Source organism: Proteus faecis (assembly GCF_003144395.1).
Lineage (GTDB): Bacteria > Pseudomonadota > Gammaproteobacteria > Enterobacterales > Enterobacteriaceae > Proteus > Proteus faecis.
In genome coordinates this window covers 1-26,912 of sequence record NZ_PENZ01000028.1, presented here as the reverse complement: position 1 = coordinate 26,912, position 26,912 = coordinate 1, and the positions used below count along the sequence as shown (strand labels likewise).

The 26,912-nt window shown below is 37.1% G+C and carries 29 protein-coding genes and 1 other RNA gene; 18 read left to right on the top strand and 12 right to left on the bottom strand.

Annotated elements, in window-relative coordinates:
- Window positions 1-395: 395 nt before the first annotated feature.
- Together DK858_RS07275 and DK858_RS07270 are read left to right on the top strand one after the other, a co-directional pair.
- Window positions 396-977 carry a histidine phosphatase family protein gene (locus tag DK858_RS07275; protein ID WP_109396831.1) on the top strand — a complete coding sequence of 194 codons (582 nt, stop codon included), beginning with the start codon at window positions 396-398 and terminating at the stop codon, window positions 975-977.
- 118 nt (window positions 978-1,095) lie between these two features.
- A complete protein-coding gene (locus DK858_RS07270) occupies window positions 1,096-1,995 on the top strand; it encodes a PhzF family phenazine biosynthesis protein (RefSeq protein ID WP_109396830.1) in 900 nt (299 codons plus the stop codon).
- A 468-nt stretch (window positions 1,996-2,463) separates the two neighbouring features.
- Here DK858_RS07270 and DK858_RS07265 read toward each other — a convergent pair whose 3' ends face one another.
- The 6 genes from DK858_RS07265 to smpB all read right to left on the bottom strand — a co-directional run bounded on the left by DK858_RS07265 (window position 2,464) and on the right by smpB (window position 7,638).
- Window positions 2,464-3,075, bottom strand: a complete 612-nt coding sequence (locus tag DK858_RS07265) for a protein-methionine-sulfoxide reductase heme-binding subunit MsrQ (RefSeq protein WP_109396829.1) — start codon at window positions 3,073-3,075, stop codon at window positions 2,464-2,466.
- Complete coding sequence (msrP, locus tag DK858_RS07260; protein WP_109396828.1) at window positions 3,075-4,085, bottom strand: protein-methionine-sulfoxide reductase catalytic subunit MsrP; 1,011 nt, start codon at window positions 4,083-4,085, stop codon at window positions 3,075-3,077. Before msrP ends, DK858_RS07265 begins: the two co-directional genes overlap by 1 nt.
- Window positions 4,086-4,196: 111 nt before the next feature.
- A complete protein-coding gene (locus tag DK858_RS07255) occupies window positions 4,197-5,555 on the bottom strand; it encodes a heavy metal sensor histidine kinase (protein ID WP_109396827.1) in 1,359 nt (452 codons plus the stop codon).
- Window positions 5,530-6,222, bottom strand: coding sequence for a response regulator transcription factor HprR (gene hprR, locus DK858_RS07250; RefSeq protein ID WP_109396826.1), 693 nt, complete (start codon window positions 6,220-6,222; stop codon window positions 5,530-5,532). The genes DK858_RS07255 and hprR overlap by 26 nt, the downstream gene beginning before the upstream one ends.
- A gap of 507 nt (window positions 6,223-6,729) precedes the next feature.
- Window positions 6,730-7,096: a transfer-messenger RNA gene (gene ssrA, locus DK858_RS07245) on the bottom strand.
- A 59-nt stretch (window positions 7,097-7,155) separates the two neighbouring features.
- Window positions 7,156-7,638, bottom strand: coding sequence for an SsrA-binding protein SmpB (gene smpB / locus DK858_RS07240; RefSeq protein ID WP_069367807.1), 483 nt, complete (start codon window positions 7,636-7,638; stop codon window positions 7,156-7,158).
- Window positions 7,639-7,794: 156 nt separating this feature from the next.
- Between smpB and DK858_RS07235 the strand changes: the two genes are divergently transcribed.
- Window positions 7,795-8,229 carry an SRPBCC family protein gene (locus DK858_RS07235; RefSeq protein WP_006533588.1) on the top strand — a complete coding sequence of 145 codons (435 nt, stop codon included), beginning with the start codon at window positions 7,795-7,797 and terminating at the stop codon, window positions 8,227-8,229.
- Window positions 8,219-8,515, top strand: coding sequence for an RnfH family protein (locus DK858_RS07230; RefSeq protein ID WP_369961909.1), 297 nt, complete (start codon window positions 8,219-8,221; stop codon window positions 8,513-8,515). The genes DK858_RS07235 and DK858_RS07230 overlap by 11 nt, the downstream gene beginning before the upstream one ends.
- Window positions 8,516-8,722: 207 nt before the next feature.
- Here DK858_RS07230 and bamE read toward each other — a convergent pair whose 3' ends face one another.
- The 3 genes from bamE to nadK all read right to left on the bottom strand — a co-directional run bounded on the left by bamE (window position 8,723) and on the right by nadK (window position 11,847).
- Complete coding sequence (gene bamE / locus DK858_RS07225; RefSeq protein WP_109396825.1) at window positions 8,723-9,085, bottom strand: outer membrane protein assembly factor BamE; 363 nt, start codon at window positions 9,083-9,085, stop codon at window positions 8,723-8,725.
- A gap of 113 nt (window positions 9,086-9,198) precedes the next feature.
- Window positions 9,199-10,860, bottom strand: coding sequence for a DNA repair protein RecN (gene recN / locus DK858_RS07220; RefSeq protein WP_109396824.1), 1,662 nt, complete (start codon window positions 10,858-10,860; stop codon window positions 9,199-9,201).
- Window positions 10,861-10,947: 87 nt separating this feature from the next.
- On the bottom strand, window positions 10,948-11,847 hold the full coding sequence (gene nadK / locus DK858_RS07215) for an NAD(+) kinase (RefSeq protein WP_109396823.1): 900 nt from the start codon (window positions 11,845-11,847) through the stop codon (window positions 10,948-10,950).
- Between the two features lie 100 nt (window positions 11,848-11,947).
- Here nadK and grpE point away from each other — a divergent pair, with 100 nt between their 5' ends.
- The gene (grpE, locus tag DK858_RS07210) at window positions 11,948-12,559 is read left to right on the top strand and encodes a nucleotide exchange factor GrpE (RefSeq protein WP_109396822.1); all 612 of its coding nucleotides are present in this window, start codon (window positions 11,948-11,950) and stop codon (window positions 12,557-12,559) included.
- A gap of 117 nt (window positions 12,560-12,676) precedes the next feature.
- Here the strand turns inward: grpE and ung are convergent, their stop codons facing one another.
- Window positions 12,677-13,357: a uracil-DNA glycosylase gene (gene ung, locus DK858_RS07205; RefSeq protein ID WP_109396821.1), complete on the bottom strand. Its 681-nt coding sequence runs from the start codon at window positions 13,355-13,357 to the stop codon at window positions 12,677-12,679.
- A gap of 335 nt (window positions 13,358-13,692) precedes the next feature.
- Between ung and grcA the strand changes: the two genes are divergently transcribed.
- Window positions 13,693-14,076, top strand: a complete 384-nt coding sequence (grcA, locus tag DK858_RS07195; protein WP_109396820.1) for an autonomous glycyl radical cofactor GrcA — start codon at window positions 13,693-13,695, stop codon at window positions 14,074-14,076.
- Window positions 14,077-14,217: 141 nt separating this feature from the next.
- Here the strand turns inward: grcA and srmB are convergent, their stop codons facing one another.
- Complete coding sequence (srmB, locus tag DK858_RS07190) at window positions 14,218-15,582, bottom strand: ATP-dependent RNA helicase SrmB (protein ID WP_228407224.1); 1,365 nt, start codon at window positions 15,580-15,582, stop codon at window positions 14,218-14,220.
- Between the two features lie 264 nt (window positions 15,583-15,846).
- On the opposite strand from srmB, the gene trmN reads away from it, so the two are divergent.
- The 12 genes from trmN (at window position 15,847) to acpS (ending at window position 26,432) form a co-directional block, all read left to right on the top strand.
- Window positions 15,847-16,602 (top strand): tRNA(1)(Val) (adenine(37)-N(6))-methyltransferase TrmN, encoded by a 756-nt coding sequence (trmN, locus tag DK858_RS07185; protein ID WP_109396819.1) that lies wholly within the window; start codon window positions 15,847-15,849, stop codon window positions 16,600-16,602.
- Between the two features lie 295 nt (window positions 16,603-16,897).
- Window positions 16,898-17,476, top strand: a complete 579-nt coding sequence (gene rpoE / locus DK858_RS07180; RefSeq protein WP_006533574.1) for an RNA polymerase sigma factor RpoE — start codon at window positions 16,898-16,900, stop codon at window positions 17,474-17,476.
- A 38-nt stretch (window positions 17,477-17,514) separates the two neighbouring features.
- Window positions 17,515-18,141: an anti-sigma-E factor RseA gene (gene rseA / locus DK858_RS07175; RefSeq protein ID WP_267128367.1), complete on the top strand. Its 627-nt coding sequence runs from the start codon at window positions 17,515-17,517 to the stop codon at window positions 18,139-18,141.
- 47 nt (window positions 18,142-18,188) lie between these two features.
- On the top strand, window positions 18,189-19,157 hold the full coding sequence (rseB, locus tag DK858_RS07170; protein ID WP_109396817.1) for a sigma-E factor regulatory protein RseB: 969 nt from the start codon (window positions 18,189-18,191) through the stop codon (window positions 19,155-19,157).
- 13 nt (window positions 19,158-19,170) lie between these two features.
- Window positions 19,171-19,635, top strand: a complete 465-nt coding sequence (gene rseC, locus DK858_RS07165; protein ID WP_109396816.1) for a SoxR-reducing system protein RseC — start codon at window positions 19,171-19,173, stop codon at window positions 19,633-19,635.
- Between the two features lie 301 nt (window positions 19,636-19,936).
- Window positions 19,937-21,733: a translation elongation factor 4 gene (lepA, locus tag DK858_RS07160; RefSeq protein WP_109396815.1), complete on the top strand. Its 1,797-nt coding sequence runs from the start codon at window positions 19,937-19,939 to the stop codon at window positions 21,731-21,733.
- 14 nt (window positions 21,734-21,747) lie between these two features.
- Entirely contained in the window at window positions 21,748-22,719 is a 972-nt protein-coding gene (gene lepB, locus DK858_RS07155) for a signal peptidase I (RefSeq protein WP_109396814.1), read from the top strand.
- 196 nt (window positions 22,720-22,915) lie between these two features.
- Complete coding sequence (gene rnc / locus DK858_RS07150; RefSeq protein ID WP_072063260.1) at window positions 22,916-23,596, top strand: ribonuclease III; 681 nt, start codon at window positions 22,916-22,918, stop codon at window positions 23,594-23,596.
- Window positions 23,593-24,501, top strand: a complete 909-nt coding sequence (era, locus tag DK858_RS07145) for a GTPase Era (protein ID WP_109396813.1) — start codon at window positions 23,593-23,595, stop codon at window positions 24,499-24,501. Before rnc ends, era begins: the two co-directional genes overlap by 4 nt.
- Window positions 24,502-24,510: 9 nt before the next feature.
- The gene (gene recO / locus DK858_RS07140) at window positions 24,511-25,248 is read left to right on the top strand and encodes a DNA repair protein RecO (protein ID WP_109396812.1); all 738 of its coding nucleotides are present in this window, start codon (window positions 24,511-24,513) and stop codon (window positions 25,246-25,248) included.
- A 72-nt stretch (window positions 25,249-25,320) separates the two neighbouring features.
- Window positions 25,321-26,052 carry a pyridoxine 5'-phosphate synthase gene (gene pdxJ / locus DK858_RS07135; protein ID WP_006533563.1) on the top strand — a complete coding sequence of 244 codons (732 nt, stop codon included), beginning with the start codon at window positions 25,321-25,323 and terminating at the stop codon, window positions 26,050-26,052.
- A complete protein-coding gene (gene acpS / locus DK858_RS07130; RefSeq protein ID WP_109396811.1) occupies window positions 26,052-26,432 on the top strand; it encodes a holo-ACP synthase in 381 nt (126 codons plus the stop codon). The genes pdxJ and acpS overlap by 1 nt, the downstream gene beginning before the upstream one ends.
- 40 nt (window positions 26,433-26,472) lie before the next feature.
- On the opposite strand, the gene DK858_RS07125 is transcribed toward acpS, so the two are convergent.
- Window positions 26,473-26,733, bottom strand: a complete 261-nt coding sequence (locus tag DK858_RS07125; protein WP_109396810.1) for a YfhL family 4Fe-4S dicluster ferredoxin — start codon at window positions 26,731-26,733, stop codon at window positions 26,473-26,475.
- Window positions 26,734-26,912: the final 179 nt, after the last annotated feature.

Here is a 26,912-nt window from a genome sequence, read left to right as displayed (position 1 = left end):
GAGGTTTGCATTGATTTTTAACACATTATTTTTATTGAAAAAAAGAGATTTCCTCTCTTTTTTTATCTAAGAGTGCTGAGTATTTAACTTTAATCCAACTTTATAAATCTGGACGTAACGTAATAAAAAATCAAAGATATTCTTTATTTTCCGTTAACAATTGTTTGTTCGATTTTAATATTTGTTAATTAATCTTGGGGTATTTGGAAAGTAAAATAAAGGCCAATAAATTATAAGAGTGGCTAAATGTACATTATCTAAGATGCACTCACCGCTAAAATACTTTGGTCTATGATAGACTGAGTGACACCAAACAGGCGAGTTTATGGTTAATATTAGATGTGTTTTAATTTTTATATATTTCTTATACTTAATTGACTTAAAGGCAACGCTGTATGCGCAGTGTATTTATATTTTTGGGCATATTTATTTTAGGATTCAGTCATATGGCGTATTCCAATCAAACACTTGTCTTTATAAGACATGGTGAAAAACCTGATAATGATAGTGGGCAATTGACCTGTAAGGGATTAAATAGAGCATTAGCCCTACCAGATGTACTTATAAATCAATTTGGCAAACCTGATGCATTATTTGCCGCTGCGCCCAAACAGAGTAAGTTAGGCAATTCATTGCGTTCACTCCAAACAATTTCTCCTATCGCGATTAAAACCTCATTACCTATTCATCTTCAATACCATGCTAAAGAGGTAAAAGAATTGCGAGAAGCCCTGTTAAGTAAGAAATATGAAAATGCAGTTATTTTTATTGCATGGGAGCATGACAATTTAGTTAAAGTGGCACGAGATATTATGAAGCAAGAGGGGGGAGATCCTAAATTAATCCCTAAATGGAAAAGTAGTGATTTTGATAGTATTTATATCTTAAAAATTATCCGAGATGGCGATAATAAAAGTGTCACATTTGAACAAAGACAGCAAGGATTAGATAGCGTGTCGGAAGTTTGCCCTAATTAGTGAGTATTTTATCTACTACTTAAAAAGAAGATATTTAAAGTAGAGCAATATAAGATAGATCGAGAAAACTCTATTTTTATACACAGACTTAATGCGTTTGAAGTAATGCGGAAAATATATGCAAAATGAAGCTATACACTCAGTAGAGCACGAGATCAAAGTATATCTTGTAAACTCATTTACTCGAAATAATACAGGGGGGAATCCTGCTGGTGTAGTACTAAATCCTCCTCAATTAAGTGATGAACAGAAAATAGCTATCGCTAAAGAAGTCGGCTTTTCTGAAACTGCTTTTGTTTATCAAGGTGAAGAGACTGATTTTGAAGTTGATTTTTTCACGCCTGAAGGAGAAGTCGATTTTTGTGGTCATGCTACATTAGCGGTATTTTTCACTTTATCTTCACTCAATTTATTGGCTTCTGGTCATTACACACAAAAAACCAAAGCAGGCGTTTTAAGCGTTGCTATTGATACTGAAAATGTCGTTATGGAGCAAACACTGCCTATTTCACGACAAGCTCCAAAAATAGATGCTGTGGCCGCTGCATTAGGAGTAAATTGCGAAGTTATTTCAGAAACAGGCTTACCTATTGAGATATTTTCAACAGGATTACCTGATATTTTGATCCCCGTACAATTTGGGCAATTAGATACGCTAAAACCGAATTTTGATGCGATTGCAGAGTTAAGTCGCGAATTTAATACTATTGGCTTTCATGTTTTTGAGCTTAGCCAAGATAAAGAGATTACTGCTCATTGCCGTAACTTTGCACCTTTATATGGCATCAATGAAGAGTCTGCTACAGGGAGTTCTAGTGGCGCTTTAGGCTGTTATCTTGTTAAGCATGTTTTCCCTCATAAAACGCATTTTCTATTAGAGCAGGGGCGTGCCATGCAATGTTCTTCTCTTATTCACGTTATTATTGATTCAACGGAAAATACAATTAGTCGAGTGAGAGTGGGAGGAAAAGCAACCATGATAGGCTCGAAGATTATTACTTTCTATACAACCTTTTAAATGGGTTTCTTCCTTATCTTATGATAATGCGGATAAAAAATATGGTGCAGGGATATTTATGACTTATTCAACACGAAAAGAAGGTAATCAAGCAATACGGAATGGTTGTGAATAGCCATATCTTATTGATTCTTAAACTGTATTTAATACGACAGCTTACTATAATGTAAATAAAAATATTGTATTGCGTGCTGGGGTTTTTAATTTATTTAATAGAAAATATAGTACTTGGGATGCATTAAGAAGTTTGCCAGAATTTGGTACAACAAATCAAATAGATCGTGTTCGTCTTGGTTTACAACGTTTTACTGCTCCTAGGCGTAATTTTTCTATGGATATATCATTGTATTTCTAATGCTGAATTGATAGGCAACTATTTAGTTTATTACAATTTGTTAAAGCCTCTTAAATGAGGCTTTAATAATATCATTTATATAATATTATAATTAAATTGGTGGAGAGGTTATTTTATATATTAGTTGATTTATTTTTTTTCTGTTGCCAAAATCGAAAAAGGTATGTTAATCCAATAATAATTAGATAAATAATAGGCTCTGGTGTTGGCGATTTTAATGATAAAAAATAATGAATACAGACTAATAATAAGAGTGGATAAAATAGGCTATGTATTCTTTTCCATTCTTGATTAAATTTATTTTTTAACCAATCAAATGAACTTATAGCCATCAATAATAAAATTATCCAACATAAAGCGCCTATAATAAGATAAATACGGGAAAAAACTTCGCTAAAAAAGAAAGTAATATTTTCCCAACCTATTTCAAGTAGAAGATAACTTGCTAAATGTAAGTTAGCCCAAAAAAAACACCATAATCCTAATGGTTTTCTTACTTGAAATAGTGTGTTTAATTTTAAGTAAAATGCAACCATAGGGATCAGAGCTAATATAATTAATAAACGTAAAGTTGTAATTCCAGTAAAATGCTGAATATCTTTTGAAGGATCTGAGCTGAATTTTTGCGTATAAATTGCATAAATAAGCCAAATGAAAGCCAATAAACCAATAAGATGGAATATGGTTTTTAATAACTTAACTTTTATTCCATATATCGATTGCATTAAAAATTTCTCCGTAAATCTAAATTTTTATATAAATGTGCTACTTGCTCACCATAGCCATTGAACAATAATGTTGGTTGTCTTGTTATTTGGCCTAAGCCACCCGCACCAATAAAACGTTCGGTTGCTTGTGACCAACGAGGATGGCTGACATCTGGGTTAACATTTGCATAAAAACCATATTCATGTGGTGCGGATAAATTCCATGTTGTTGGCGGAATTGACTCAGTTAAACGAATTCTTACAATGGATTTGATCCCTTTAAAGCCATATTTCCATGGAACAACAAGGCGAATTGGTGCCCCATTCTGATTAGGCAACGATTTTCCATATACCCCAGTTGCTAATAATGTGAGTGGATTTATTGCTTCATCTAGTCTTAACCCTTCGACATATGGGTATTGCAAACCTCCCCCAATAAAGCGACTATCTTGTCCGCGCATTTCCTGTGGCGAGTAAAGCGTTTCGAAGGCAACATATTTTGCACGGCTATTGGGTTCAACCAAAGAAAGTAAGCTCGCTAATGGAAAACCGACCCAAGGAATGACCATCGACCATGCTTCAACACAACGCATACGATAGATACGTTCTTCTAATTGAAATTTACGGTTAATATCGTCTAGGTTTAAGATGAGTGGACGATTAACTTCACCATCAATAGTTAATGTCCACTCATCTGTTTTCATGGAGTGTGCATATTTAGCTGGATCAGATTTATTAAGACCAAATTCATAAAAATTATTATAGCCCGTTACCTTATCTTCAGGCGTTAATTTTAATGAAGATTGGTATTCTTCAGGTTGAATAAATTGTAATTTTTTATAGGGTGATTTGGGTATTGTCGGTTTGTCATCTTCACTAAACCATGAAAATAAATCTGCTTTTACAGCAGATGAGGTGGCTATCCCAGCCGCACCAACTCCCAGTAATTTTAGTAAATTACGTCGTTTCATCATAAAAACAGATTCAGGTGTAATGTCTGATAGGCTATTTTTCCTATTTTTTTTCATGATGTTACCTCTACATAATTAAGAAACTTATAGGCTATTAATAAGTTAATTATGCCGAGATATTTTATAAAAAAGCTGACAAGATGATGACAATTTTGTCATATAGCGTAATTAGCATGGAAAGGTTAAACAAAATACATTGCGTTTTCCAATACGCTCGTAACTTACTTTACCCTCATGTAATGTCATAATAGCTTGTACAATTGATAAACCTAAACCATTTCCATCTGTTGTTCTTGCATTATCACCACGCCAAAAACGAGTAAATATTTTTTCATGTTGATCCAATTCTTCTCCAATATTACTGATACAAATCACTAACTGATTTTTTTCTTTTTTACATTGAGTGATGACTTGCGTATTAGCGGGAGAATATTTAATTGCATTTGATATGAGGTTCATTAATATGCGCGTAAAAAGTAAGTGATCTGCACTAACTGTTAATGCTGTAGGCTTTTTTAATAAGGTAATCTGTTTTTCTTCTGCATAAAATGAAAATAGATTATAAACTTCATCAATTAAATCTGATAAATTCAAGGTTTCTCTATTTAAAATAATATTTTTATTTTCAGCACGAGCGATAAATAAAACATTTTCAATTATTTTTGCAAGTTTATCCAATTCTTCAATATTACTAATAATAATTGATTCATATTCTTCTACGCTACGAGAGCGTTGTAACATAATTTCATTTTGAACTTTTACGGCGTTAATTGGTGTTCTGAGTTCATGAGCCAAGTCATCTGCTAATTGAGTTAGTTTTACAAAATCATTCTTTAATCTTTTTCTCATTATGTTTAATGAGTCACCTAAACTTTTAAGTTCACTGGGAAGTTGTGAAATATTTATTGTTTGGTTGAGAGTGTGTATGTCTGTTTTAGCAGTCATTTGGCTAAGAAAACGGATATCTCTTAGCCCATGTTTAATTAGCCAAAAGCTTAATATTCCCATAAATAAAATAGAAGCTAATGAGATAATTAGTATTTTACTTAAATATTCACTTAACATACTGATACGCACAAAAGACGCTTTGGCGATTACCACATTTAACATGCCTATTGGTGATTCAATTGTAAAGTTAATTGCCGAAACGGGTACACCCGATCTTGTTTCCCAAGAGGTTATAGTGTTTAAATCTATATTATTTGCATTAACAGTTTTTAGATGATCTGCAAATAAAATATCTGAATTAGTATCAACTAGAATTTTATTATTAATATCAGTAATATAAATAATATCTTGTTGCATATCCATCATGCGCTGGAAATAGATTGGCAATGTTTTGATATCAATTCCGCTATTAATTAACTTAGCTAATTGGTCTGCCCGGTTTACAAGTAAGGTGTTATCGCGGGATATTAATTCATTTTTAAGTGATTGATAAAGCGTTAAAGACATAAATCCTGCATTTGCAATCATCAATACGATAAATAAAGAAATAAGTTTAAATCTTAATGATTTTGTTTTCATTATTGACTCCATTTAGCCTATATCCCATTCCTCTAACCGTTTCTATTAATTTGATTTCATATCCATCATCAATTTTTTTTCGTAAACGACGGATAGCGACATCTACGATATTAGTATCACTATCAAAATTAATTCCCCATACCTCACTTGCAATCAATGCTCTAGGTAATATTTCATTAATATGCAAAGCAAAAAAGAGCAATAATGAATATTCTTGGCGTGTCATTGGGAACTGTATACCGTTACGTTCAACTTCATGACGGGATAAGTTAATTTTTAAATCAGCAATTTCAATAACGGTTGAAATATTTTGTTGAACTCTTAATTGATTTTTAACCCTTGCCAACAATTCTGAAAATGAGAAAGGTTTTACTAAATAATCATTTGCTCCTAATTCTAGTCCTTTAACGCGATCATCTACGGCATCCCTTGCTGTCAAACAAATCACAGGAACTGATTTCGATGTACGCAATATTTTTAAAACATTCCAGCCATCCATTCCAGGAAGCATAATGTCAAGAATAATTAATTTGTAGTTATTCTCTAATGCTAAATAGAGACCATCACGACCATCACCTGTAATATCAATAGTATAGCCAGCTTCCTCTAGCCCTTTTTTAACCCAATTGGCTGTTTTTTTGTGATCTTCAATTAAGAGTATTTTCATTATGATTACCTTAAACTCTTTAGATTAGAATAGGTATTTAGCGTTATTTAGACCAGTCATTTGTAGGATAAACAGAGTTAATTTAACATGACAATTTCTACTAAAATTGGTCTTGTAACAACAAGTTTTAGAGGTTTTCTATGTTGTTATTAAATAGCTTTTATGTAAAACAATAATTTATTGTTAGGATTTTTTATGATGACGTATTTGTCAGTTTTTTGTATTTTTACTTTTGAGATAAGATTGTAAGGCTATATGGATTTTTCATATGGAATATGACTAGAGTCTAGCAATGAGCAGTAGTGAACATGCTATGACATATTGGAATGGCTGAATATATTTTATTTTAATAAAAAAGGCTCACCGAAGTGAGCCTTTCTAAACTTTAAATGATCCGCGTGTCATTTGCGTGTCATTTATAGTTCTTTTGTTGTCAGTGTGTAGTCTTGCCGATTTCGCTAACTTCTTGATTTTGAAACCGTTATCCTATCACTGACCCACCAAATTTGGTGGAGCTGGCGGGAGTTGAACCCGCGTCCGAAATTTCTACATCCGCGGCACTACATGCTTAGTCTAGTCTTTGATTTCACTTACCCACTGCGGACAGACACGCCATGAATAAGCTAGCTTGATTAAATTTAACGCTTCAACCCCAAGCTAGGCATCCACGCGATCTCTTTTGGGTTTGACCTCTCTTGATCCCCGTCTTAAGAGCGGAAGCTAGGGAGAGAGGGCTCTGAGCAGGTTATTAAGCTGCTAGTGCTAGTTTGTTTTCGTCGTTTGCGACTATTTTTTTGCGGCTTTTTACGAGGCCAACCGCCCCTCGGCATGCACCTTGGGTTTCGCAAATCCCGTCGAATCCAGAATCAGCCCCAAGTTGTTAAAAGCGAGTATATCAGAAAAATACTTGTAATTGCTAGTACTTAACGCAATTTAGCGGTTAGCATTTTTCATAATACGTGCTTTGTCTAATTTCCACTCACGATCTTTAATCGTTTCACGTTTATCGTGATCTTTCTTACCCTTTGCAACGCCAATTTTAATTTTACACCAAGCGTTTTTCCAATAAAGAGAAAGAGCAACAACGGTATAACCATCGCGGTTGATTTGACCATAAAGGTTATCAAGTTCACGCTGTTTTAATAATAATTTACGGGTACGTGTCGGATCACAAACCACATGAGTTGATGCAACATTTAAAGGTGTAATGGTTGCACCAAAAAGATAAGCTTCACCGTCACGCATGACAACGTAGCTATCACTGATGTTGGCTTTTCCTGCACGCAGTGATTTAACTTCCCAGCCTTGGAGCGCCAAGCCCGCTTCTATCTCATCTTCAATGAAATATTCATGGCGAGCACGTTTGTTTAACGCAATGGTCGCAGAACCAGGTTTGTGTGATTTTTTCTTTGTCATAATTTCCACATTATACTGTATGAGCAATAGAAAGAAATCATTTAACCGACTGTTTTCTTTTCAATTGCATAAAACTTAAGCTATATTCCATTAGATTTTTAATTAGTCACTGTTCAATGATATGATCACACACAGTGTTGTCGTACAGGAATAACTATGCCTCAGATTAGTCGATCTGCTCTCGTCCCTTTTAGCACAGAGCAAATGTTTAAACTGGTTAATGATGTTCTTACTTATCCTGATTTTCTACCAGGATGCGTTGGAAGTAAACTGATCAAAAGCACTCCAGAAGAAATGATTGCATCAATAAATGTCTCTAAAGCGGGAATTAGTAAAACATTTACTACTCATAACTTTTTAAAGACTAATGAACGTGTTGATATGCGTCTTGTTGATGGTCCCTTTCGTAAATTAACTGGAGGGTGGGTGTTTACCGCACTTGATGATAATGCGTGTAAGATAGAATTTCAGCTAGACTTTGAGTTCACTAATAAATTAATTGAGTTGGCTTTTGGGCGTATTTTTAAGGATTTAACGAACAATATGGTTCAGGCATTTACTCACAGAGCGAAAGAGATCTATCGTGACTAAAATATGGGTAGAGGTAACCTATGCGTTGCCCGACAAACAGTACCTTATCCCTGTTGAACTAACATTAGGGGATACTGTTGAGCAAGCCATTATTGCTTCAAATATCTTAACGATTTGTAATGATATTGATTTAACTAAGAATAAAGTGGGTATTTATAGTCGACCAGCAAAGTTAAGCGATAATGTGCGAGACGGTGATAGAGTTGAAATTTATCGACCTTTAATTGCCGATCCTAAAGAAATGCGCCGTAAGCGTGCTGAAAAAGCACGACAAAAAGCGGATTAATATTATGCTAGCCCAATAAAAAAAGGGAGCATCATATTCTGCGTTGATAGGCCGTTTGGTTACAGTCAGATACAATAAAAAGACAACACTGTTATAAAGCAATTCCTCTTTATAAAAACACACCCCAACGTCAAATTTAACGTATGGGGTGCAATTCGTTTTTGCCAATCTTATATAAAACTAAGCTTTCTTAGTATAGCAATCGCATTACGATTTTGTTTCAGGTGATGCGAAGTTAGGCATATTGCCTTGCTTATCAATCTTAGTCAGTATGCCATTGCTATCAAAAGTCAGGGTGAGGGTCTCTTGACGTACTTTCTGATGACCAGGTTCTTCACGGAAAACATAATACCAAGTTTGGCTTCCGAAAGGATCTTTAAGCATTGGCGTACCAAGGGCAAATTGAACTTGCTGCTGTGTCATTCCTTGCTGAACTTTTGCGACTTCGGCAGGCGTTAAATAATTTCCCTGATTGATATCTGGGTGGTAAACCAGTCTCTCGAACATAGAGCAACCTGAAGTCATTACGACTAAAGATAAGGCGGCAACTTTTAACAGTTTAAAACGCATGGTTATTACATTCCTTTTAGGGTCATAGTGACGATGATAATCGACAACGCAGCAATTGAAAACCTTTCACACTCTGCCTATGACCTTAAATATCAATAAAAGTTTGTTAATCGTTATGCTGCCAACAAATCTTTCGCATTTGCTAAGGTATTTTTGGTGACTTCACTACCAGCTAATAAACGTGCGAGCTCTTGTAGGCGTTCTTTTTTCGATAACAGTTTCATGGTTGTTTCAGTTTCTTCACCATTTGTCTCTTTATTAACGAAATAGTGTTGATGACCACAACCTGCAACTTGAGGTAAGTGAGTAACACACATAACTTGAGTTGATTCGCCTAACTCTCGTAGTAATTTACCAACAATAGCCGCTGTTGAGCCACTGATACCTACATCGACTTCATCAAAAATAAGTGCTGGTGTATCCATTTTTTTGGCTGTGATCACTTGGATTGCGAGTGCAATACGTGATAATTCACCTCCTGAAGCTACTTTAGAAAGTGCTTGATGAGGTTGCCCTGGGTTTGTGGTGACATTAAATTCAACTTTTGTGGCACCATCAATTTGCAGTGAACTGTCATCAAAATAGGTATCAACAGTAAAATAACCATGTGGCATTGATAACTGATGCATACTATTAGTTATAAGTTGACTTAATTCATTTGCATATTGTTGACGAACTTGATGCAGTTGTTTTGCGACATCTAATGCAATTAAATGGTCAGCTTTGACTTGTTCTATTAAAGCGTCACAATCGTCATTTTGGCGAAGTAAGGCATTCTTCTCTTCAATTAATTGCTGATGAAGATCATAGAGTTCTTCAGGGGCAACGCGATGTTTTCGTGACAAACTAATGTACTTAGACATGCGTTTCTCTACTTCAAATAAGCGATTAGGATCCATCTCTAAGCGATCGCTATAATGACGAAGTTCATCACTCACTTCACTAATTTGAATAGTCGCTTCTTCTAGCATCTCTAATAGTGAATTGAACTGACCTTCCATAGAGGCTAGTTCAGTAATTTCATGTTTAGCCACATTGAGCATACTTAAAATATTTTGCTCTTCGTTGTCGCTTAAAATTTGTAAACTATTTTGACTTAGCGTTAAAAACTGACCGCAGTTAGAAAGACGTTTATATTCTTGATCTAATTCAGGGTATTCGCCTTGTACTGGCTGAAATTCATTGAGCTCTTTTAAGTGGTAATCAACCAGTTGTTGCCTTGCTTCTCGTTCTAATGAGAGTTGTTGAAATGCGGCTAAAGTTTGGCAACTTTGATGCCATGTTTGATAAGCCGACTTCATGCTTTTTAATAAAGCAGGTTCATGGGCATAGATATCAAGCAGTTGTTTTTGATAGCGAGGCTCTAAAAGTTGTTGGTGAGCATGTTGTCCATGAATTTGGATAAGTAAGGAACCCAGTTCTCTTAATTGTGAAAGTGGTACGGAAGTGCCATTGATAAAACCACGAGAACGCCCATCAGCAGAAACAGTTCTTCTTAATAGGCATTCGTTATGATCATCAAGATGATGTTCTTCAAGCCAACGTTGTGCTGATGGCGTATCAGAGAGTGAGAATCGTGCACATAAATCGGCTCTAGTTGCACCTGGGCGCACCATATTGGCATCACCACGGTTACCCAAGCATAAACCCAGAGCATCAATTGCAATAGATTTACCTGCGCCAGTTTCGCCTGTAATGGTGGTCATGCCACCTGAAAAATCGATTTCAAGTTCACGGACTATGGCAAAATGACTAATGGTTAATTGAGTCAGCATAGTGCCTCTCCTGTGTATAAAAACATATCTGTAATTACATACAGTATAAACTGGTTTTTTATACAGTAAAGTAGTGAGGCACAAAAATTAGAACATTTTTTTCGACCAACCCAATTTTGAGCTGAGTGTATTAAAATAATTATAATCAGTCGGGTGAACTAAATTGAGCTTTTGACGACTTCTCTTAATAATAACTTCATCACCTTCTTTAATTGGTAACACTAATTGGCTGTCGCAACTGACTTCATAATCGATATTTGTTTGTGAGAATTTTAAGCAAATTTGGCTATCACTGCTGATAACCAAAGGTCGTGCTGATAGGGTATGTGGAAACATTGGTACAAGTGCAATAGCATCAAGATTTGGGGTTAAGATAGGTCCTCCAGCAGAAAGTGAATAGGCCGTTGATCCTGTTGGTGTTGCAATAATTAAGCCATCAGAACGTTGAGAGAAAGCAAAACGATCATCAATGTAAACTTCAAACTCAATCATATGAGCAACCTTACCGGGATGAAGCACGACTTCATTGATTGCTGTACCAATGCGATTTCTTTGACCTTCTGCATAGACGCGTGCTTCAAGTAAAAAACGTTTTTCTTCACGATAGTGCCCAGCCAACACATTGGTTAATTGCTGTAAGGCATTATCAGGATCAAGGTCAGTAAGAAAGCCTAGATTCCCCCGGTTAACACCAATCACTTTGATGTTATAACGAGATAACACTCGTGCAGCCCCAAGCATATTGCCATCGCCACCAACAACAATGACTAGATCGGCAGCTTTACCAACTTGTGTTAGATCACCTGTTTGTGCATTTTCTAGCTTTAGTTCTTGAGCAACTTGTGTATCAATAATAACGTCATAGCCTTGAGCCAATAGCCAATGATAGAGCATTTCATGAGTTGAAATTGCTTCGGGGTGGCGTGGATGACCAACAATGCCAATACATTTAAAGTGTTTTTCTTCCGTTACGGTATTATCTGGCATTTTTTTACCCTCGTTTTGCGCCAATTCCTTGAAACCCGTTTATTGATCCCCATAATAAACTAAATATGAAGATGAATACTAAAACTACGCGGAGATGTTCATGAGTAGTAAAGAACAAAATGTACATGAAGAGCAAGTCTCAAAAGAAAAAGAAGGAATGGGATCTGTAATGGATGAGTCTCAAGAGCAAGTAACAACTGAAGAAGCACAAGCGGACTTTAATGCTCAAGCTGAGTTAGTGGAAGCACTAGCGCGTATTGATTCTCTTGAAAAACAACTGGAACAATCACAAAAAACAGAGCGTGAAGCTATGGCTCGTGCTTTGGCCGAAGTTGAAAATGTGCGTCGCCGTACTCAACAAGATATTGAGAAAGCACATAAATTTGCACTTGAAAAATTTTCTAATGAGTTATTGCCTGTACTTGATAATTTAGAGCGTGCTTTATCTGCGGCTGATCATGAAAATGAATCATTAAAGCCAATGATTGAAGGTTTAGAATTAACACTGAAATCATTTTTAGATGCTGTTCGTAAATTTGGTATCGAAGTGGTTGAAGAAAAAAATGTAGTATTTAACCCTGACGTTCACCAAGCGATGACTTTAATTGATAGCCCAGAGCATGAATCTAACCATGTGGTCGATGTTATGCAAAAAGGATACACCTTAAATGGTCGCTTATTGCGCCCAGCTATGGTTATTGTTTCTAAATAATATCGATAAAATATTCGTTATCACATGAGTTATTACATGTAGATAAAGTAAACCGCACAATACGCAGATTATTTAATATTCATGTTATTGTGCGGTTTTATGTTTTATAGGGTGATTTTATTCAATAGGATCAAGATGCCAATTGATTGGTGTGCGGCCTTGTTGCTGTAAAATATTATTGGCTTGTTTGAAATGACCACAACCTAAAAAGCCTCTATGAGCAGAAAGTGGTGAAGGATGAGGTGCTTTTAAAATAACATGTCTATTTGTATCAATAAAACGTCCTTTTTTCTGAGCATGAGCGCCCCAAAGTAAGAAAATAACCCCATCTCTACGCTGATTGATCTGTTCTATTACTGCGTCAGTAAAGATTTCCCAACCATAGTTAGCGTGAGAATGTGCTTGGCCTTTCTCTACTGTTAATACGGTATTAAGTAATAGAACACCTTGTTTTGCCCAACTTTCTAAATAGCCGTGGTTAGGGCGTTTAAAATCAGGATATTCTTTTTCTAGTTCTTTATACATATTGACTAATGAAGGTGGTGCTGGTACGCCTGGCCGGACTGAAAAAGAGAGACCATGAGCTTGATTAGGTCCGTGATAAGGATCTTGTCCTAAAATAACGACATTCACATTATCAAAAGGCGTAAAACGAAAAGCATTAAAAATATCTTCTTGAGGAGGATAAATAATTTTACCTGTGGCTCTTTGTTGTGCGACTTGAGACATAATTTGATGGAAGTAAGGCTTTTCTTTTTCAGCGCCTATCACATCATGCCAAGTTAATGGTGCAGTCATAACCTAAAATCCTTGTTGATATCTTATCGTGTCTAAGCTTACCGATTTCATCAGGGGAATGAAAATATTACGGACTAAAAATAAAAAATTAATTGATTTCTCAACTTTTATTTGAAAATTTACAAAAAAAATTGCAAGTTGGTATTCGATAATAATTGATTTAAAACAACACTTTGCACCCTGATGGGTAAAACGCTTATGAATTTTATTGATATTTATCAAAGAATGACGCCATTTATACTGGTATATAAGTAGATAGAAACATTGGTTAGACCAAATACCCAAGTTCTGATATGAGATTGGAATTTGATTTTGCGCCCAAATTGGAGGTCGAAATGATTACTGGTATCCAAATTACTAAAGCTGATAACGACGATTTATTACACTCTTTCTGGTTATTAGATGATGAAAACGGGGAAGCTCGTTGCATCTGTGCTAAAAAAGGCTTTGAAGAAGGTCAAGTGGTTAACCGTAAAGAGTTAGGTAATATCGAATACCGTGAAGTGCCTGTAGAATCTAAACCGGTTGTTCGTGTAGAAGGTGGTCAACACCTTAACGTTAACGTATTAAGCCGCGAAACACTGGAAGATGCTGTTAACAATCCTGAGAAATATCCTCAGTTAACTATTCGTGTTTCTGGTTATGCAGTGCGTTTTAACTCACTGACTCCAGAACAACAACGTGATGTTATTACTCGTACTTTCACTGAAAGCCTGTAATTTTCACTAAAGTAATAAATTAATAAAAAGCTCGATATGAAAATATCGGGCTTTTTTCTATATAAACTAAGATAAAATAACAGAAAACCGTAACTATCTTATATAGCTACGGTTTTTTTATAACATTATAAAGAATACAGATTATTCGTTATCAGTATTTCTTTTTTTTGTTGGTGTAGTAGGCGCCACATTTTTTTCTGTATGCTCAGCAACTGCTTTGCGACGTTTACCAATATTTTTACGATCACGTGTCCGCACTTTTTCTTTAACTGCTTTTTTCTCTTCTTCTTTTTTCGCTTTGCGTTTAGCAAGCACTTTTTTAGAAGGTTTGAATGTTGATTTCATGCTTGGAGCTTTGGTTTCTGGACGTAGTTCAGCAACAACACGATATTTAATTGGCTCTTGAACGTAACGGCCAATCTTTCCTAATAATGGGTGATCGTGAGCTTCAACTAATGAGATTGCGATACCTTTGCGGCCCGCGCGTCCTGTCCGACCAATACGATGTAAGTAAACATCTGCAGTACGAGGTAAGTCAAAGTTGAAAACGTGTGTGATGTCATCGAGATCAAGACCTCGAGAAGCAACGTCTGTAGCAACAAGCACATTCATTTTGCCTGATTCTAAACGTTTGATCGCATCGTTACGTTGTGTTTGTGCCATTTCACCTTCAAGGTAACTACACTTAATACCTTGTTTTTCTAATGCAGTGACAAGTTCTCTTACCCGTTCTCTTTTACGAACAAATACAATCGACTTTTTAACATCATCTTGCTTCAGTAATGCAGCAAGTAATGCTGTTTTATGTTCGAGATTATCAGCATGATAATAGAACTGTTGAATTTTTTTACGCTCACGGCGAGATGGATCCGCATTAAGCTCAACGGGTTCGTTGAGGATACGCTGTGCAAAATCAATAACCGCATTACCTTCTAATGTTGCAGAGAACAGTAATGTCTGTTTGCGCCAGCGAGTTTCGCCTGCAATAGTTTCGATATCATTAGCAAAACCCATATCTAACATACGGTCTGCTTCATCTAAAATCAGCATTTCCACTGCACGGCAGTCAAAGTTTTCTTCTTTGATGTACTGTAATAAACGACCTGTTGTTGCAACAACGATATCTTGGTTCTCACTGAAGACTTCAGCATGATTCATATAAGCGACACCGCCTGTGATTGTGGCGATATCTAAATGTGTGTGCGCACATAATTCTTTTGCCTGCTCAGCAACTTGCATAGCAAGTTCTCGTGTTGGCGTCAGGATAAGAATACGTGGCGGGCCTGATTTTTTACGTGGATAATCAAGCAAGTGTTGAATTGCTGGAAGCAAAAAGGCCGCCGTTTTCCCTGTGCCTGTTGGCGCAGAGCCTAAAATATCGCGTCCATCCATTGCGGCAGGAATTGCATCTGCTTGAATAGCAGTAGGACGTTGATATCCTTTTTCTTCTAATGCGGTCAATAAACTTTCATCAAGTTCAAGACTGGAAAATGTCGTGGCTGTCATTATATACCTCTGTTTAGGGCGCGGATTTTGACATTATCCCCCGCTAAAAGCCAGAGGATTTACCGCTATCACATTATATATTACCGATAGACGAAGGTATTTGTTGTTTTTAGACTTAATCTAAATAAGCGTGCATCGTATACAAATAGTTTAATGTTAAGATAGGGGGTGTAGAAGCGTTATCTTACCATATATCTCTTTTTTCGTGACATGATTGATAAGCAATAAAAAAGAGATTGCTGTACAAATCAATAGAGCCAATAGATGAATCAAAAGAAAGTGAAAAAATCAGGATTACGTAAAGGTGGTTTTACATTTAAACAATTTTTTGTTGCTCATGATAAGTGTGAAATGAAAGTGGGTACTGATGGGGTTTTATTAGGGGCTTGGGCACCTATCGATAATGTAAAAAAAGCGCTTGATATTGGTACAGGGAGTGGATTAATTGCATTAATGCTTGCCCAAAGAGCGAATAAATTAGAGTGTATTGATGGCATTGAACTTGATGAGAAAGCGGCATTACAAGCTACGGAAAATGCCCAAGAGTCACCATGGCATTCAATTATTCATATTCATCATAGTGATATCTATAACTATGCAGAGAATACGCAAACTCAATACGATTTAATTGTCAGTAATCCCCCTTATTTTGAACCATCTATTGCATGTCGAAATGATATGCGCGAGCAAGCGCGTTATACCAAAACCTTAACGCATGAGGGATTGTTGGAAAGTGCACAATCTCTTATTACTGAAAGTGGCTTATTCTGTGTTGTGTTGCCTTATTTAATTGGTGAACAATTTATTGAACTTGCAGAAAAAAAAGAGTGGATACTTGTTAAGCGCGTTAATATTAAAGACAGTGCGGATAAACCTTATCATCGGATTTTATTAGCCTTTCAAAGGCAAAGTAAGGTAAACATTGAATGTAGTATAGATGAGCTTATTATTCGTCATAATGAAGGGTATTACACTGAACAGTTCCGATCATGGGTGACTGATTTTTATTTATATTATTAAATCTATATTTAATAATATCTTGTTTAAGATAATATATATTGTTGTAAGTAATCGTATATATTTAAATAATATCATTGTGTTATCGTTTTTTTATTGGCAAATTGCATTTTGGTTGGGTGATCACCATGATGATTTTTTGTGATTCATCTCTTAAAATAATGATTGAATTGAACTTCATACTATTTTTGCGCTCTAAGTCTTGTAGCTCATAAAAACGAGAAGGAATAACGAGAGTAAATATGACGGAGTCATTTAAAAATAGTGCGAAGCTTGACTTCGGGAGAGTCCATCTCTAATGAGCGAGCAGTTAACTGACCAAATGTTGGTTGAAAAGGTACAAAATGGTGACCAGAAAGCCTTTAATTTGCTGGTTATCCGTTATCAACACAAGGTAGCAAGCCTGATTTCCCGTTATGTACCACAGGGCGATGTGCCAGATGTTTCGCAAGAAGCCTTTATTAAAGCTTATCGTGCTATTGGGTCTTTCCGGGGAGATAGTGCTTTTTATACGTGGCTTTATCGCATTGCTGTGAATACAGCAAAAAATTATTTGGTCGCACAGGGGCGACGTCCGCCTTCGAATGATTTAGATGCGAGTGATGTTGAAAATTTCGAATCACCAAATGCACTAAAAGAAATTTCGAACCCTGAGAATTTAATGTTGTCTGAAGAGTTACGGAGAGTGGTTTTTCACACCATAGAGTCATTACCTGAAGATTTAAGGGTTGCTATTACACTTCGGGAACTTGACGGACTAAGCTATGAAGAGATAGCAGTCATTATGGATTGCCCTGTCGGAACAGTTCGTTCACGTATTTTTAGGGCGCGAGAAGCTATTGATAATAAGGTTCAACCATTAATACAAGAGTTTTAATTGTGGGTGAACCATCATTGACTGAAGGGTACTTTTACATGCAAAAAGAAAAACTTTCTGCATTTATGGATGGCGAAGTTCTTGATAAAGAATTAATGGGTGCAATTGCTCGTGATGACTCCATGAAAGAGACATGGCAACGCTACCATTTAATTCGTGACACAATGCGTGGTGATGTAGGTGAAGTAGTCCACTTCGATATCGCAAGTCGCGTTGCGCTCGCTTTAGAGAATGAACCTGTTCGCATAAGTCCTGAACAACAACAAGAGCAGCAACCTGCGCCATCACAATGGCGTCAGCACTCTTTCTTACAAACGTTACGTCCTTGGGCAAGTCAGTTAACTCAAATCGGTGTTGCGGCTTGTGTTTCATTAGCTGTTATTGTTGGTGTTCAACAATATAATGGAAAAAGTGGTTCTGAAGATTTCCAAGTAGATACGCCTGTATTTAATACACAACCTATTATGGGGGCAGGTTCACCAGTAAGCCTAAATCTTCAAAACGATACTTTAGGTAAAGACCAACAAACACGTTTACAAGAGCGTAATCAGCGCCTTGGATTAATGTTGCAACAGTATGAGTTAGATCGTCGTATCTATAATGCACCACAAAATGAAGCACCAATTAGTGCTCAAGGTGAAACTCAATCCGTAGTAACACAGTAATAATAGATGTGAATGTATAAATAACGTGTGGGAATGAAACAGTCGTAATGAAAAAGTTATGGTTATCCGCCTTATTGCTGGTGGGCAGCCTGTCAATGCCGATACAAGCCTTGGCACAACCTCAAATAGGTAGTGTCAAGGCTTTGTTGCAAAAGATGGGACAGACAAGTCAAAGCTCTACCTATGAATTATCTTTTATCAATATCAATTCTCAAGGTATTGTTCCTATTCGCTATCGTCACACGCTTATTGATGGCAAACCGCTTGCACAATTAATGCAAATGGATAGTACTCGCCGTGAAATCGTTCAACGTGGTGATGAAATTAGTTATTTTGAGCCTGGCTTAGATGCTTTTAGCTTAAGAAATGATCATATCGTTGATTATATCCCTTCTATTATTTACCAAGATTTCAATCAATTATCAGTTTATTATAATTTTATTGATGCAGGTAGAACGCATATTGGTGATATTCCAAGCCGCGTTGTTCGTGTGCTATCAAAAAATAATGACCGTTATGATTATGTCTTATTTATTGATGAAGAAAGATATCTGCCGTTAAGAGTCGATCTATTAGATAAGAATAATGACATCATTGAACAATTTCGAGTGATCACCGTTAATGAAGGGAGTGAAGTCGAAACTGAACTTAATTCGTTACGTACCGTCAATATGCCACCTTTATTACTTGTACCAAAAGCTAAACCCCTAGTTTATAACTGGTCGGTTAGTCAATTACCTGAGGGTTTTAAAGAGGTAAAACGCAGTAACCATCAGATTTCTGAAACCGAGTTTAGTCAGTCTATTTTATTTAGCGACGGTTTATTTGACTTCTCTATTTATGTTAATAAAAGTGGTCAACAAGTGAATTCGCCCGAACGCGATAAAATGTTGAGGTATGGTCGTAATACAATTTATACCTATCACAAAGAGGGTAATGAAATTACCTTTATTGGTCAGTTACCATTTTCTACGGCACAAACAATAGTTAATAGTGTTGTATTTACGAAAAAGTAAAAGGGTATAAGTTATGGTTAAAGAGTGGGCAACAGTGATACATTGGCATGAAGGACGAGCGTTATTACGCTACGGATCGTCTTCTGGCTGTGGTAGTTGCCAAGCTCGGGCTGCATGTGGCTCTTATTTATTAAATAAAATAGGGCCCGAGACAGTTCATCAACTTGAACTCCCCGTTGCGCAACCTTTAGTCGAAGGGCAAAAAGTGGAAGTGGGGATTCCTGAAAATAATCTACTTCTCTCCGCAATGTTAGTGTATTTAACGCCACTTATTGGCTTATTTATTGTTGCAGGCATTGCGAGTCTTTGGTTGTCGAGTGAATTTGCTATTTTTTGCAGTGGACTTATGGGCGGTGCCCTTGGTTTCTTATTGGCTAAAAAAGTGGCGACTTGGTGGAGTAAAGATGAAGGCTTTGAACCTATTGTATTGCAAATAGGGCTTCCACCGAATGAACTTAATGTTCAATTTCAAGAATAATGAATTGATTAAAAAGATGGGGCATTTGCCCCATTATTTTTGTCATGCTGCTTTTGTAATAATATCTATCTTAAATTAACGCGTTTCTATATCTGGAAATTACCCGCAAAAAATTACAAATAAATGCAAGTCTTAGCATAAATGTTTGTGTTTGATGAACGTTTCTTTGAGTATAATGTCTCTAGTGTGTAGAATGCGTCATCAATAATAACTCCTGCAATATAGAGTTTTCGCTTTGTGTCCATGAATGACTCCAAAGCCAGATTTATAGAGCAAAGCAATAGAGAAAAATAATTTCAGAATGAAAAACATACGTAACTTTTCCATTATCGCACATATTGACCACGGTAAATCGACGTTATCAGATCGAATTATTCAAATTTGTGGTGGCTTATCAGATCGTGAAATGGCTGCGCAGGTTCTTGATTCTATGGATCTTGAGCGTGAACGTGGTATTACAATCAAAGCGCAAAGCGTAACCTTGAATTACACCGCTGATGACGGTGAAGTTTATCAGCTTAACTTTATCGATACCCCAGGACACGTTGACTTCTCTTATGAAGTATCTCGTTCACTCGCTGCGTGTGAAGGTGCCTTATTGGTCGTAGATGCTGGGCAAGGGGTTGAAGCACAAACATTAGCAAACTGCTATACAGCGATGGATATGGATCTCACCGTCGTTCCAGTTTTAAATAAAATAGATTTACCAGCGGCAGAACCAGAGCGTGTTGCTGAAGAGATTGAAGACATTGTGGGGATTGATGCCACAGATGCAGTGCGTTGCTCTGCAAAAACAGGTATTGGTGTTAAAGAAGTTATCGAACGTCTTGTAAAAGAGATCCCTGCGCCTGAAGGTGATGCAGATGCTCCATTACAAGCACTGATTATTGACTCTTGGTTTGATAACTACCTTGGGGTTGTTTCACTGATCCGTGTTAAAAACGGTAAAGTTAGCAAGGGCGATAAAATTAAGGTAATGAGTACGGGACAAGTTTATAACATTGACCGTATTGGTATTTTTACGCCAAAACAAATTGATACTACATCATTAAATTGTGGTGAAGTCGGCTGGGTTGTTTGCGGTATTAAAGATATTTTAGGTGCGCCGGTCGGGGATACCTTAACTGCGGCACAAAAACCAGCAGATAAACCTTTACCAGGTTTTAAGAAAGTTAAGCCACAGGTTTATGCGGGGTTATTCCCAATTAGCTCTGATGACTATGAATCATTCCGCGATGCATTAGGTAAATTAAGCTTAAACGATGCTTCATTATTCTATGAGCCAGAAAGCTCATCTGCATTAGGTTTCGGTTTCCGTTGTGGTTTCTTGGGTCTTCTTCATATGGAGATTATTCAAGAACGTTTAGAACGTGAATATGACCTTGATCTGATTACAACGGCACCAACCGTAGTTTATGAAGTTGAAATGACTAACGGCGATATTATATCAGTGGATAGTCCATCTAAATTGCCTCCACTAAATAATATTGAAGAAATCAGAGAGCCTATTGCTGAATGTCATATGTTATTACCGCAAGAATATTTAGGTAACGTCATTACTTTATGTATCGAAAAACGCGGTGTTCAAACCAATATGGTCTATCATGGTAATCAGGTTTCATTGACTTATGAAATTCCGATGGCTGAAGTGGTATTAGATTTCTTTGACCGCTTAAAATCAACATCACGCGGTTATGCTTCTTTAGACTATAACTTTATTCGTTTCCAAGGCTCTAACATGGTACGTGTAGATGTCTTGATTAATGGTGATCGCGTTGATGCTTTAGCATTGATTACACATAACGATAATGCACCTTATCGTGGGCGTGAGCTGGTGGAAAAGATGAAAGAATTTATTCCACGCCAACAGTTTGATATCGCCATCCAAGCGGCAATTGGCAACCATATTATTGCTCGTTCAACTGTTAAACAGTTACGTAAAAACGTATTAGCCAAATGTTATGGTGGTGACGTTAGCCGTAAGAAGAAACTGTTACAGAAACAGAAAGATGGTAAAAAACGTATGAAGCAAATTGGTAACGTAGAGCTACCACAAGAAGCGTTTTTAGCCATCCTTCATGTTGGTAAAGATAAATAATTTAAGGAGAAAACATGGCTAACACGTTTGCCTTGATCCTAACGCTGGCAACGCTAATAACGGGAGTTTTTTGGGGAATTGAACGCTTTAAGCTTAAGCCAGCCCGAAAAGCAAAACTAAAGCGTCTTCAAGAGATGACGCAAGGGTCCGAGGATCAGCAAGAGTTAGCAAAATCAATTAATAAACCAAGCTGGGCAGAGACACTAGGCTCTTTATTCCCAGTTTTGATTATTGTTTTGGTTCTGCGTTCATTTGTGTATGAGCCGTTTCAAATACCTTCTCGCTCCATGATGCCAACCTTGTTGGTTGGCGATTTTATCTTGGTTGAAAAGTTTGCTTATGGATTAAAAGATCCAATTACGCAAACCACATTAATTAATACAGGGAAGCCAAAACGAGGTGATATCGCAGTATTTAAGTATCCTCGAGATCCTTCTACTGACTTTATTAAACGGGTTATTGGATTACCCGGTGATAAAATTGTTTATGATATGATGTCGAAAAAACTTCATATCTATCCAAATTGTGATAAAGCCGTTTGTAATGAAGAAATATCAGTAACTTATGGTACTGCGTACCCAAGTGAATGGACGCTATTATTACAAAATGTGCCAGGTGGTCAGCGTATTAATGGTATGAAATCCATTCCAATTGAGGAGCCTATTTCAACAGCAACTCAATTACGTGAAGAGGAAAGGGTAGAAACTATTGATAAAGTTTCTCATCGTATTATGACAATACCCGGTGATATGACAATGCCCGAGTTTATCCAACCCGGATTGCCTGTCGGTACGTGGATTGTTCCTGAAGGTCATTACTTTATGATGGGGGATAATCGAGACGGTAGTTCAGATAGTCGCTTCTGGGGCTTTGTTCCAGAGAAAAACTTAGTTGGTAAAGCGACAACAATCTGGATGAGCTTTGAAAAAGTAGAGAATGAATGGCCAACAGGCGTTCGTTTTAGCCGTATCGGTAGCATTAAGTAATTATTAACAAAATAGCGACAGCATTCCTCCTTATCTAAGTGTAGAATATGTCGCTTCTTTAAATATGATTGGCTCCTTTTTATTGACAGGAGCCAGTGCAAACGCAACAGTTCTGTTATCCAGCCCGATAAATTCTTGTTGTCTTAAACAGATTTGTTGCGTGTGCTTCAAATTAAGTTATGGAAATTGATCGCACATGAATACTTTATTAGTAAACCAGTTACAAAAAAAACTGGGCTATACTTTTACGCAAAATGAATTATTACTACAGGCTTTAACGCATCGTAGTGCCAGCAGTAAACATAATGAACGTTTAGAATTTTTAGGTGATTCAATTCTAAGCTATGTGATTGCTAACGCACTTTATCATCGCTTTCCTCGTGTTGATGAAGGTGATATGAGTCGAATGAGAGCAACGCTTGTTCGTGGAAATACGCTCGCTGAATTAGCGCGTGAATTTGAATTGGGCGAATGTCTACGTTTAGGCCCTGGGGAATTAAAAAGCGGCGGTTTTCGTCGTGAATCAATTTTAGCGGATACGGTGGAAGCTTTAATTGGTGCAATTTTCCTTGATAGTGATATTCAAAATATCGAAAAAATTATTTTAAACTGGTATGAAAATCGTTTGGCTGAAATCAGCCCAGGCGATAAGCAAAAAGATCCTAAAACTCGTTTGCAAGAATATCTGCAAGGCCGTCACTTACCATTACCTTCTTATAATGTGGTACAGGTTCGTGGTGAAGCCCATGATCAAGAGTTTACGATCCATTGTCAGATAAGCGGTATCGAACAACCTGTCAAAGGGATGGGAACGAGTCGTCGTAAAGCTGAACAGGCCGCTGCTGAACAGGCATTAATACAACTGGAGCTTGAATGAGCGAAGAACAAACCTATTGCGGATTTATTGCGATAGTCGGTCGCCCAAATGTGGGAAAATCAACACTACTGAACCAATTACTGGGGCAGAAAGTTTCTATTACATCACGTAAACCGCAAACTACGCGTCATCGTATCATGGGTATTGATACAGATGGTGCTTACCAAGCGATTTATGTGGATACACCAGGCTTGCATATTGAAGAAAAGCGAGCCATCAACAGGCTGATGAACCGCGCAGCAAGTAGTTCTATTGGTGATGTTGAATTAGTTATTTTCGTTGTTGAAGGTACCAATTGGACGCCTGATGATGAAATGGTGTTAAATAAATTAAAATCATTACGTTGCCCTGTTTTATTAGCAATTAATAAAGTGGATAACGTGACTGATAAAACCAAGTTACTTCCACACATTGGTTTTTTAAGCCAACAAATGGATTTTCTTGATGTCGTACCAATCAGTGCTGAAAAAGACATGAATGTCGATACAATAGCGAAAATCGTACGTAATTGTTTACCAGAAGCTACACATCATTTCCCCGAAGATTATATTACTGATCGCTCTCAGCGTTTTATGGCATCAGAAATTATTCGTGAGAAATTGATGCGCTTTTTAGGTGAAGAATTACCTTATTCTGTCACTGTTGAAATTGAACAATTCGTTACCAATGAACGTGGTGGTTATGATATCCACGGATTAATTCTGGTTGAGCGTGAAGGCCAGAAGAAAATGGTTATTGGTAATAACGGTGCGAAAATCAAGAAAATTGGTACTGAAGCCCGTATGGATATGGAAGACTTATTTGAAAACAAAGTTCACTTAGAACTTTGGGTGAAAGTCAAAGCAGGCTGGGCTGATGATGAACGTGCTTTACGTAGCCTTGGCTATGTGGACGATTTAAAGTAGGTAACTAAAGTGGATGGCTGGCAACGTGCATTCGTTATCCATGCTCGACCTTACAGTGAAACAAGTTTATTACTCGATTTTTTCACTGAAAATGAAGGGCGAGTTCGCATATTGTCAAAAGGTGCGCGAGGCCGTCGTTCACCCTTAAAAGGGGCACTGCAACCTTTTACTCCTTTGCTCATTCGTTGGAGTGGGCGAGGAGAAATTAAAACACTTCGTGATGCTGAACCTATCTCTTTAGCATTACCACTGACAGGCTCTGTACTATACAGTGGCTTGTATCTTAATGAGTTATTGTCTCGCGTTTTAGAAAATGGTACGTCTTATAGTGTACTTTTTTTTGAATACCTCTCCTGTTTGCAAATTCTTGCTGCTAGCGATACCACACCAGAAGCCGCACTAAGACGCTTTGAACTTGCGTTATTAACCCAACTTGGTTATGGCTTGGATTTTCTTCATTGTGCCGGAAGTGGAGAGCCTGTTTCCGATTCAATGACCTATCGTTATCGGGAAGAAAAAGGTTTTATTGCGAGTTTAGTGGTTGATCATAATAGTTTTACTGGATTTGAATTAAAATCCTTGGCTAGTCGAGAATTTCCTACTGTTGAAACATTAAAAGCGGCAAAAAGGTTTACTCGAATGGCTTTGAAGCCTTATTTAGGCGGAAAACCATTAAAAAGTAGAGAGCTTTTTAGACAATTTGCCATTAAAAAATCTCCAAAGAAAAGAGCATTGATGGCAGAATAGTAATATTGTCTTTTTCTTCTCAATGGAATGTGTAAACTAAGGTAATGCAACGTTATTTTTCAGGAGAAGAGCATGTCTGATATTCTACTTGGTGTTAATATTGACCATATCGCCACCCTTCGTAATGCCCGAGGCACAACGTATCCCGATCCTGTTCAAGCGGCTTTTATTGCAGAGCAAGCTGGTGCTGATGGTATTACTATTCATTTACGTGAAGATAGACGTCATATCACTGATCGTGACTTAATGCTGATAAGCCAAACAGTGCAGACAAGATTAAATCTGGAAATGGCAGTCACTGAAGAGATGATTGAAATAGCTTGTCAAACTCAGCCTGATTTTTGCTGTTTAGTGCCTGAAAAACGCCAAGAAGTGACAACAGAAGGTGGTTTAGATGTTGTTGGCAATGAAGCAAAAGTTGCTGATGCTATTAAACGCTTATCTTTAGCAGGTATCAAAGTTTCTCTGTTTATTGATCCTGACCATGAACAAATTAATGCAGCCGACCGCGTTGGCGCGCCTTTTATTGAGATCCACACTGGCGCTTATGCTGATGCTGAAGATGAAATGGCTCAAGAAAAAGAGTTTATGCGTATACGTGATGCAGTGACTTATGCCGCCTCTAAAGGCTTAAAAGTGAATGCAGGACATGGTTTGCATTATCATAACGTACAACGTATTGCTGCATTACCTGAACTTTATGAACTAAATATTGGCCATGCAATTATTGGTAGAGCTGTATTTAGTGGATTAGCACCCGCGGTTGAAGAAATGAAACGCTTAATGCGAGAAGCGCGTCGTTAATGGCTATTGTCGGCTTAGGTATGGATATCGTCGAGATATCACGTATTGAAGATATTATAGGGCGTTCTGGTGAACGCCTTGCTCGTCGTATCCTTACTGAAATGGAATGGGATATCTATCAAACCCATAAACAGCCAATCCGCTTTTTAGCTAAGCGGTTTGCAGTAAAAGAGGCTGCGGCAAAAGCATTAGGAACAGGCATCCGTTTAGGGTTGGCTTTTAATCATTTTGAAGTGCGTAATGATGAGTTAGGTAAACCGACACTGCATTTCTTAGCAGTTGCAAAAGAGATGGCAGAGAAAGCGGGGATAAACTCTATTCACGTAACACTTGCTGATGAACAGCGTTATGCTTGCGCGACAGTTATTTTAGAAAAATAGCTCTCTTAGATTTATCACCCACAAAATCATCGATTAAGATTTAGATCTTATCTGCGTGGTGGATCAACACAAATTTTTCCCAGAGCTCATCTTGAGATTCAATATGAGTAGGATCAGTGATGATCGTATTAGTAATCGGACAAACAGATTGGCAAGTCGGTTTATCGTAATGTCCTACACATTCAGTGCAAAGATCAGGATTAATTTCATAAATTTCATCCCCCATTGAAATAGCATCATTTGGACACTCTGGTTCACACATATCACAGTTGATGCATTTCTTTGTAATTAGTAAAGCCATATCAGTCACTTAATATATAAATTATTAAATTTCAGTAACTTATATCTTGCACTTATATGTTACTCTTAGTCTATTGCCTGTGTTATCTATATTGTATAGGTGACTGCTCCCCGCCCTGTCGGGCGAGGCTTCCCACTTCTTAGACCGCAACCGTCTGTGTGACGGATTTACGCTGGCCT

Coding starts and splice junctions, on each gene's coding strand:
- srmB (WP_228407224.1), bottom strand. CDS start 15,582: ATGACAGCCACGACATTTTCCAGTCTTGAACTTGATGAAAGTTTATTG.
- rseA (WP_267128367.1), top strand. CDS start 17,515: ATGCAAAAAGAAAAACTTTCTGCATTTATGGATGGCGAAGTTCTTGAT.
- DK858_RS07235 (WP_006533588.1), top strand. CDS start 7,795: ATGCCTCAGATTAGTCGATCTGCTCTCGTCCCTTTTAGCACAGAGCAA.
- acpS (WP_109396811.1), top strand. CDS start 26,052: ATGGCTATTGTCGGCTTAGGTATGGATATCGTCGAGATATCACGTATT.
- nadK (WP_109396823.1), bottom strand. CDS start 11,847: ATGCCAGATAATACCGTAACGGAAGAAAAACACTTTAAATGTATTGGC.
- DK858_RS07255 (WP_109396827.1), bottom strand. CDS start 5,555: ATGAAAACAAAATCATTAAGATTTAAACTTATTTCTTTATTTATCGTA.
- DK858_RS07270 (WP_109396830.1), top strand. CDS start 1,096: ATGCAAAATGAAGCTATACACTCAGTAGAGCACGAGATCAAAGTATAT.
- grcA (WP_109396820.1), top strand. CDS start 13,693: ATGATTACTGGTATCCAAATTACTAAAGCTGATAACGACGATTTATTA.
- pdxJ (WP_006533563.1), top strand. CDS start 25,321: ATGTCTGATATTCTACTTGGTGTTAATATTGACCATATCGCCACCCTT.
- grpE (WP_109396822.1), top strand. CDS start 11,948: ATGAGTAGTAAAGAACAAAATGTACATGAAGAGCAAGTCTCAAAAGAA.
- rseC (WP_109396816.1), top strand. CDS start 19,171: ATGGTTAAAGAGTGGGCAACAGTGATACATTGGCATGAAGGACGAGCG.
- hprR (WP_109396826.1), bottom strand. CDS start 6,222: ATGAAAATACTCTTAATTGAAGATCACAAAAAAACAGCCAATTGGGTT.
- DK858_RS07275 (WP_109396831.1), top strand. CDS start 396: ATGCGCAGTGTATTTATATTTTTGGGCATATTTATTTTAGGATTCAGT.
- ung (WP_109396821.1), bottom strand. CDS start 13,357: ATGACTGCACCATTAACTTGGCATGATGTGATAGGCGCTGAAAAAGAA.
- DK858_RS07125 (WP_109396810.1), bottom strand. CDS start 26,733: ATGGCTTTACTAATTACAAAGAAATGCATCAACTGTGATATGTGTGAA.
- rnc (WP_072063260.1), top strand. CDS start 22,916: ATGAATACTTTATTAGTAAACCAGTTACAAAAAAAACTGGGCTATACT.
- rseB (WP_109396817.1), top strand. CDS start 18,189: ATGAAAAAGTTATGGTTATCCGCCTTATTGCTGGTGGGCAGCCTGTCA.
- bamE (WP_109396825.1), bottom strand. CDS start 9,085: ATGCGTTTTAAACTGTTAAAAGTTGCCGCCTTATCTTTAGTCGTAATG.
- lepB (WP_109396814.1), top strand. CDS start 21,748: ATGGCTAACACGTTTGCCTTGATCCTAACGCTGGCAACGCTAATAACG.
- recN (WP_109396824.1), bottom strand. CDS start 10,860: ATGCTGACTCAATTAACCATTAGTCATTTTGCCATAGTCCGTGAACTT.
- lepA (WP_109396815.1), top strand. CDS start 19,937: ATGAAAAACATACGTAACTTTTCCATTATCGCACATATTGACCACGGT.
- trmN (WP_109396819.1), top strand. CDS start 15,847: ATGAATCAAAAGAAAGTGAAAAAATCAGGATTACGTAAAGGTGGTTTT.
- DK858_RS07265 (WP_109396829.1), bottom strand. CDS start 3,075: ATGCAATCGATATATGGAATAAAAGTTAAGTTATTAAAAACCATATTC.
- rpoE (WP_006533574.1), top strand. CDS start 16,898: ATGAGCGAGCAGTTAACTGACCAAATGTTGGTTGAAAAGGTACAAAAT.
- era (WP_109396813.1), top strand. CDS start 23,593: ATGAGCGAAGAACAAACCTATTGCGGATTTATTGCGATAGTCGGTCGC.
- smpB (WP_069367807.1), bottom strand. CDS start 7,638: ATGACAAAGAAAAAATCACACAAACCTGGTTCTGCGACCATTGCGTTA.
- msrP (WP_109396828.1), bottom strand. CDS start 4,085: ATGAAAAAAAATAGGAAAAATAGCCTATCAGACATTACACCTGAATCT.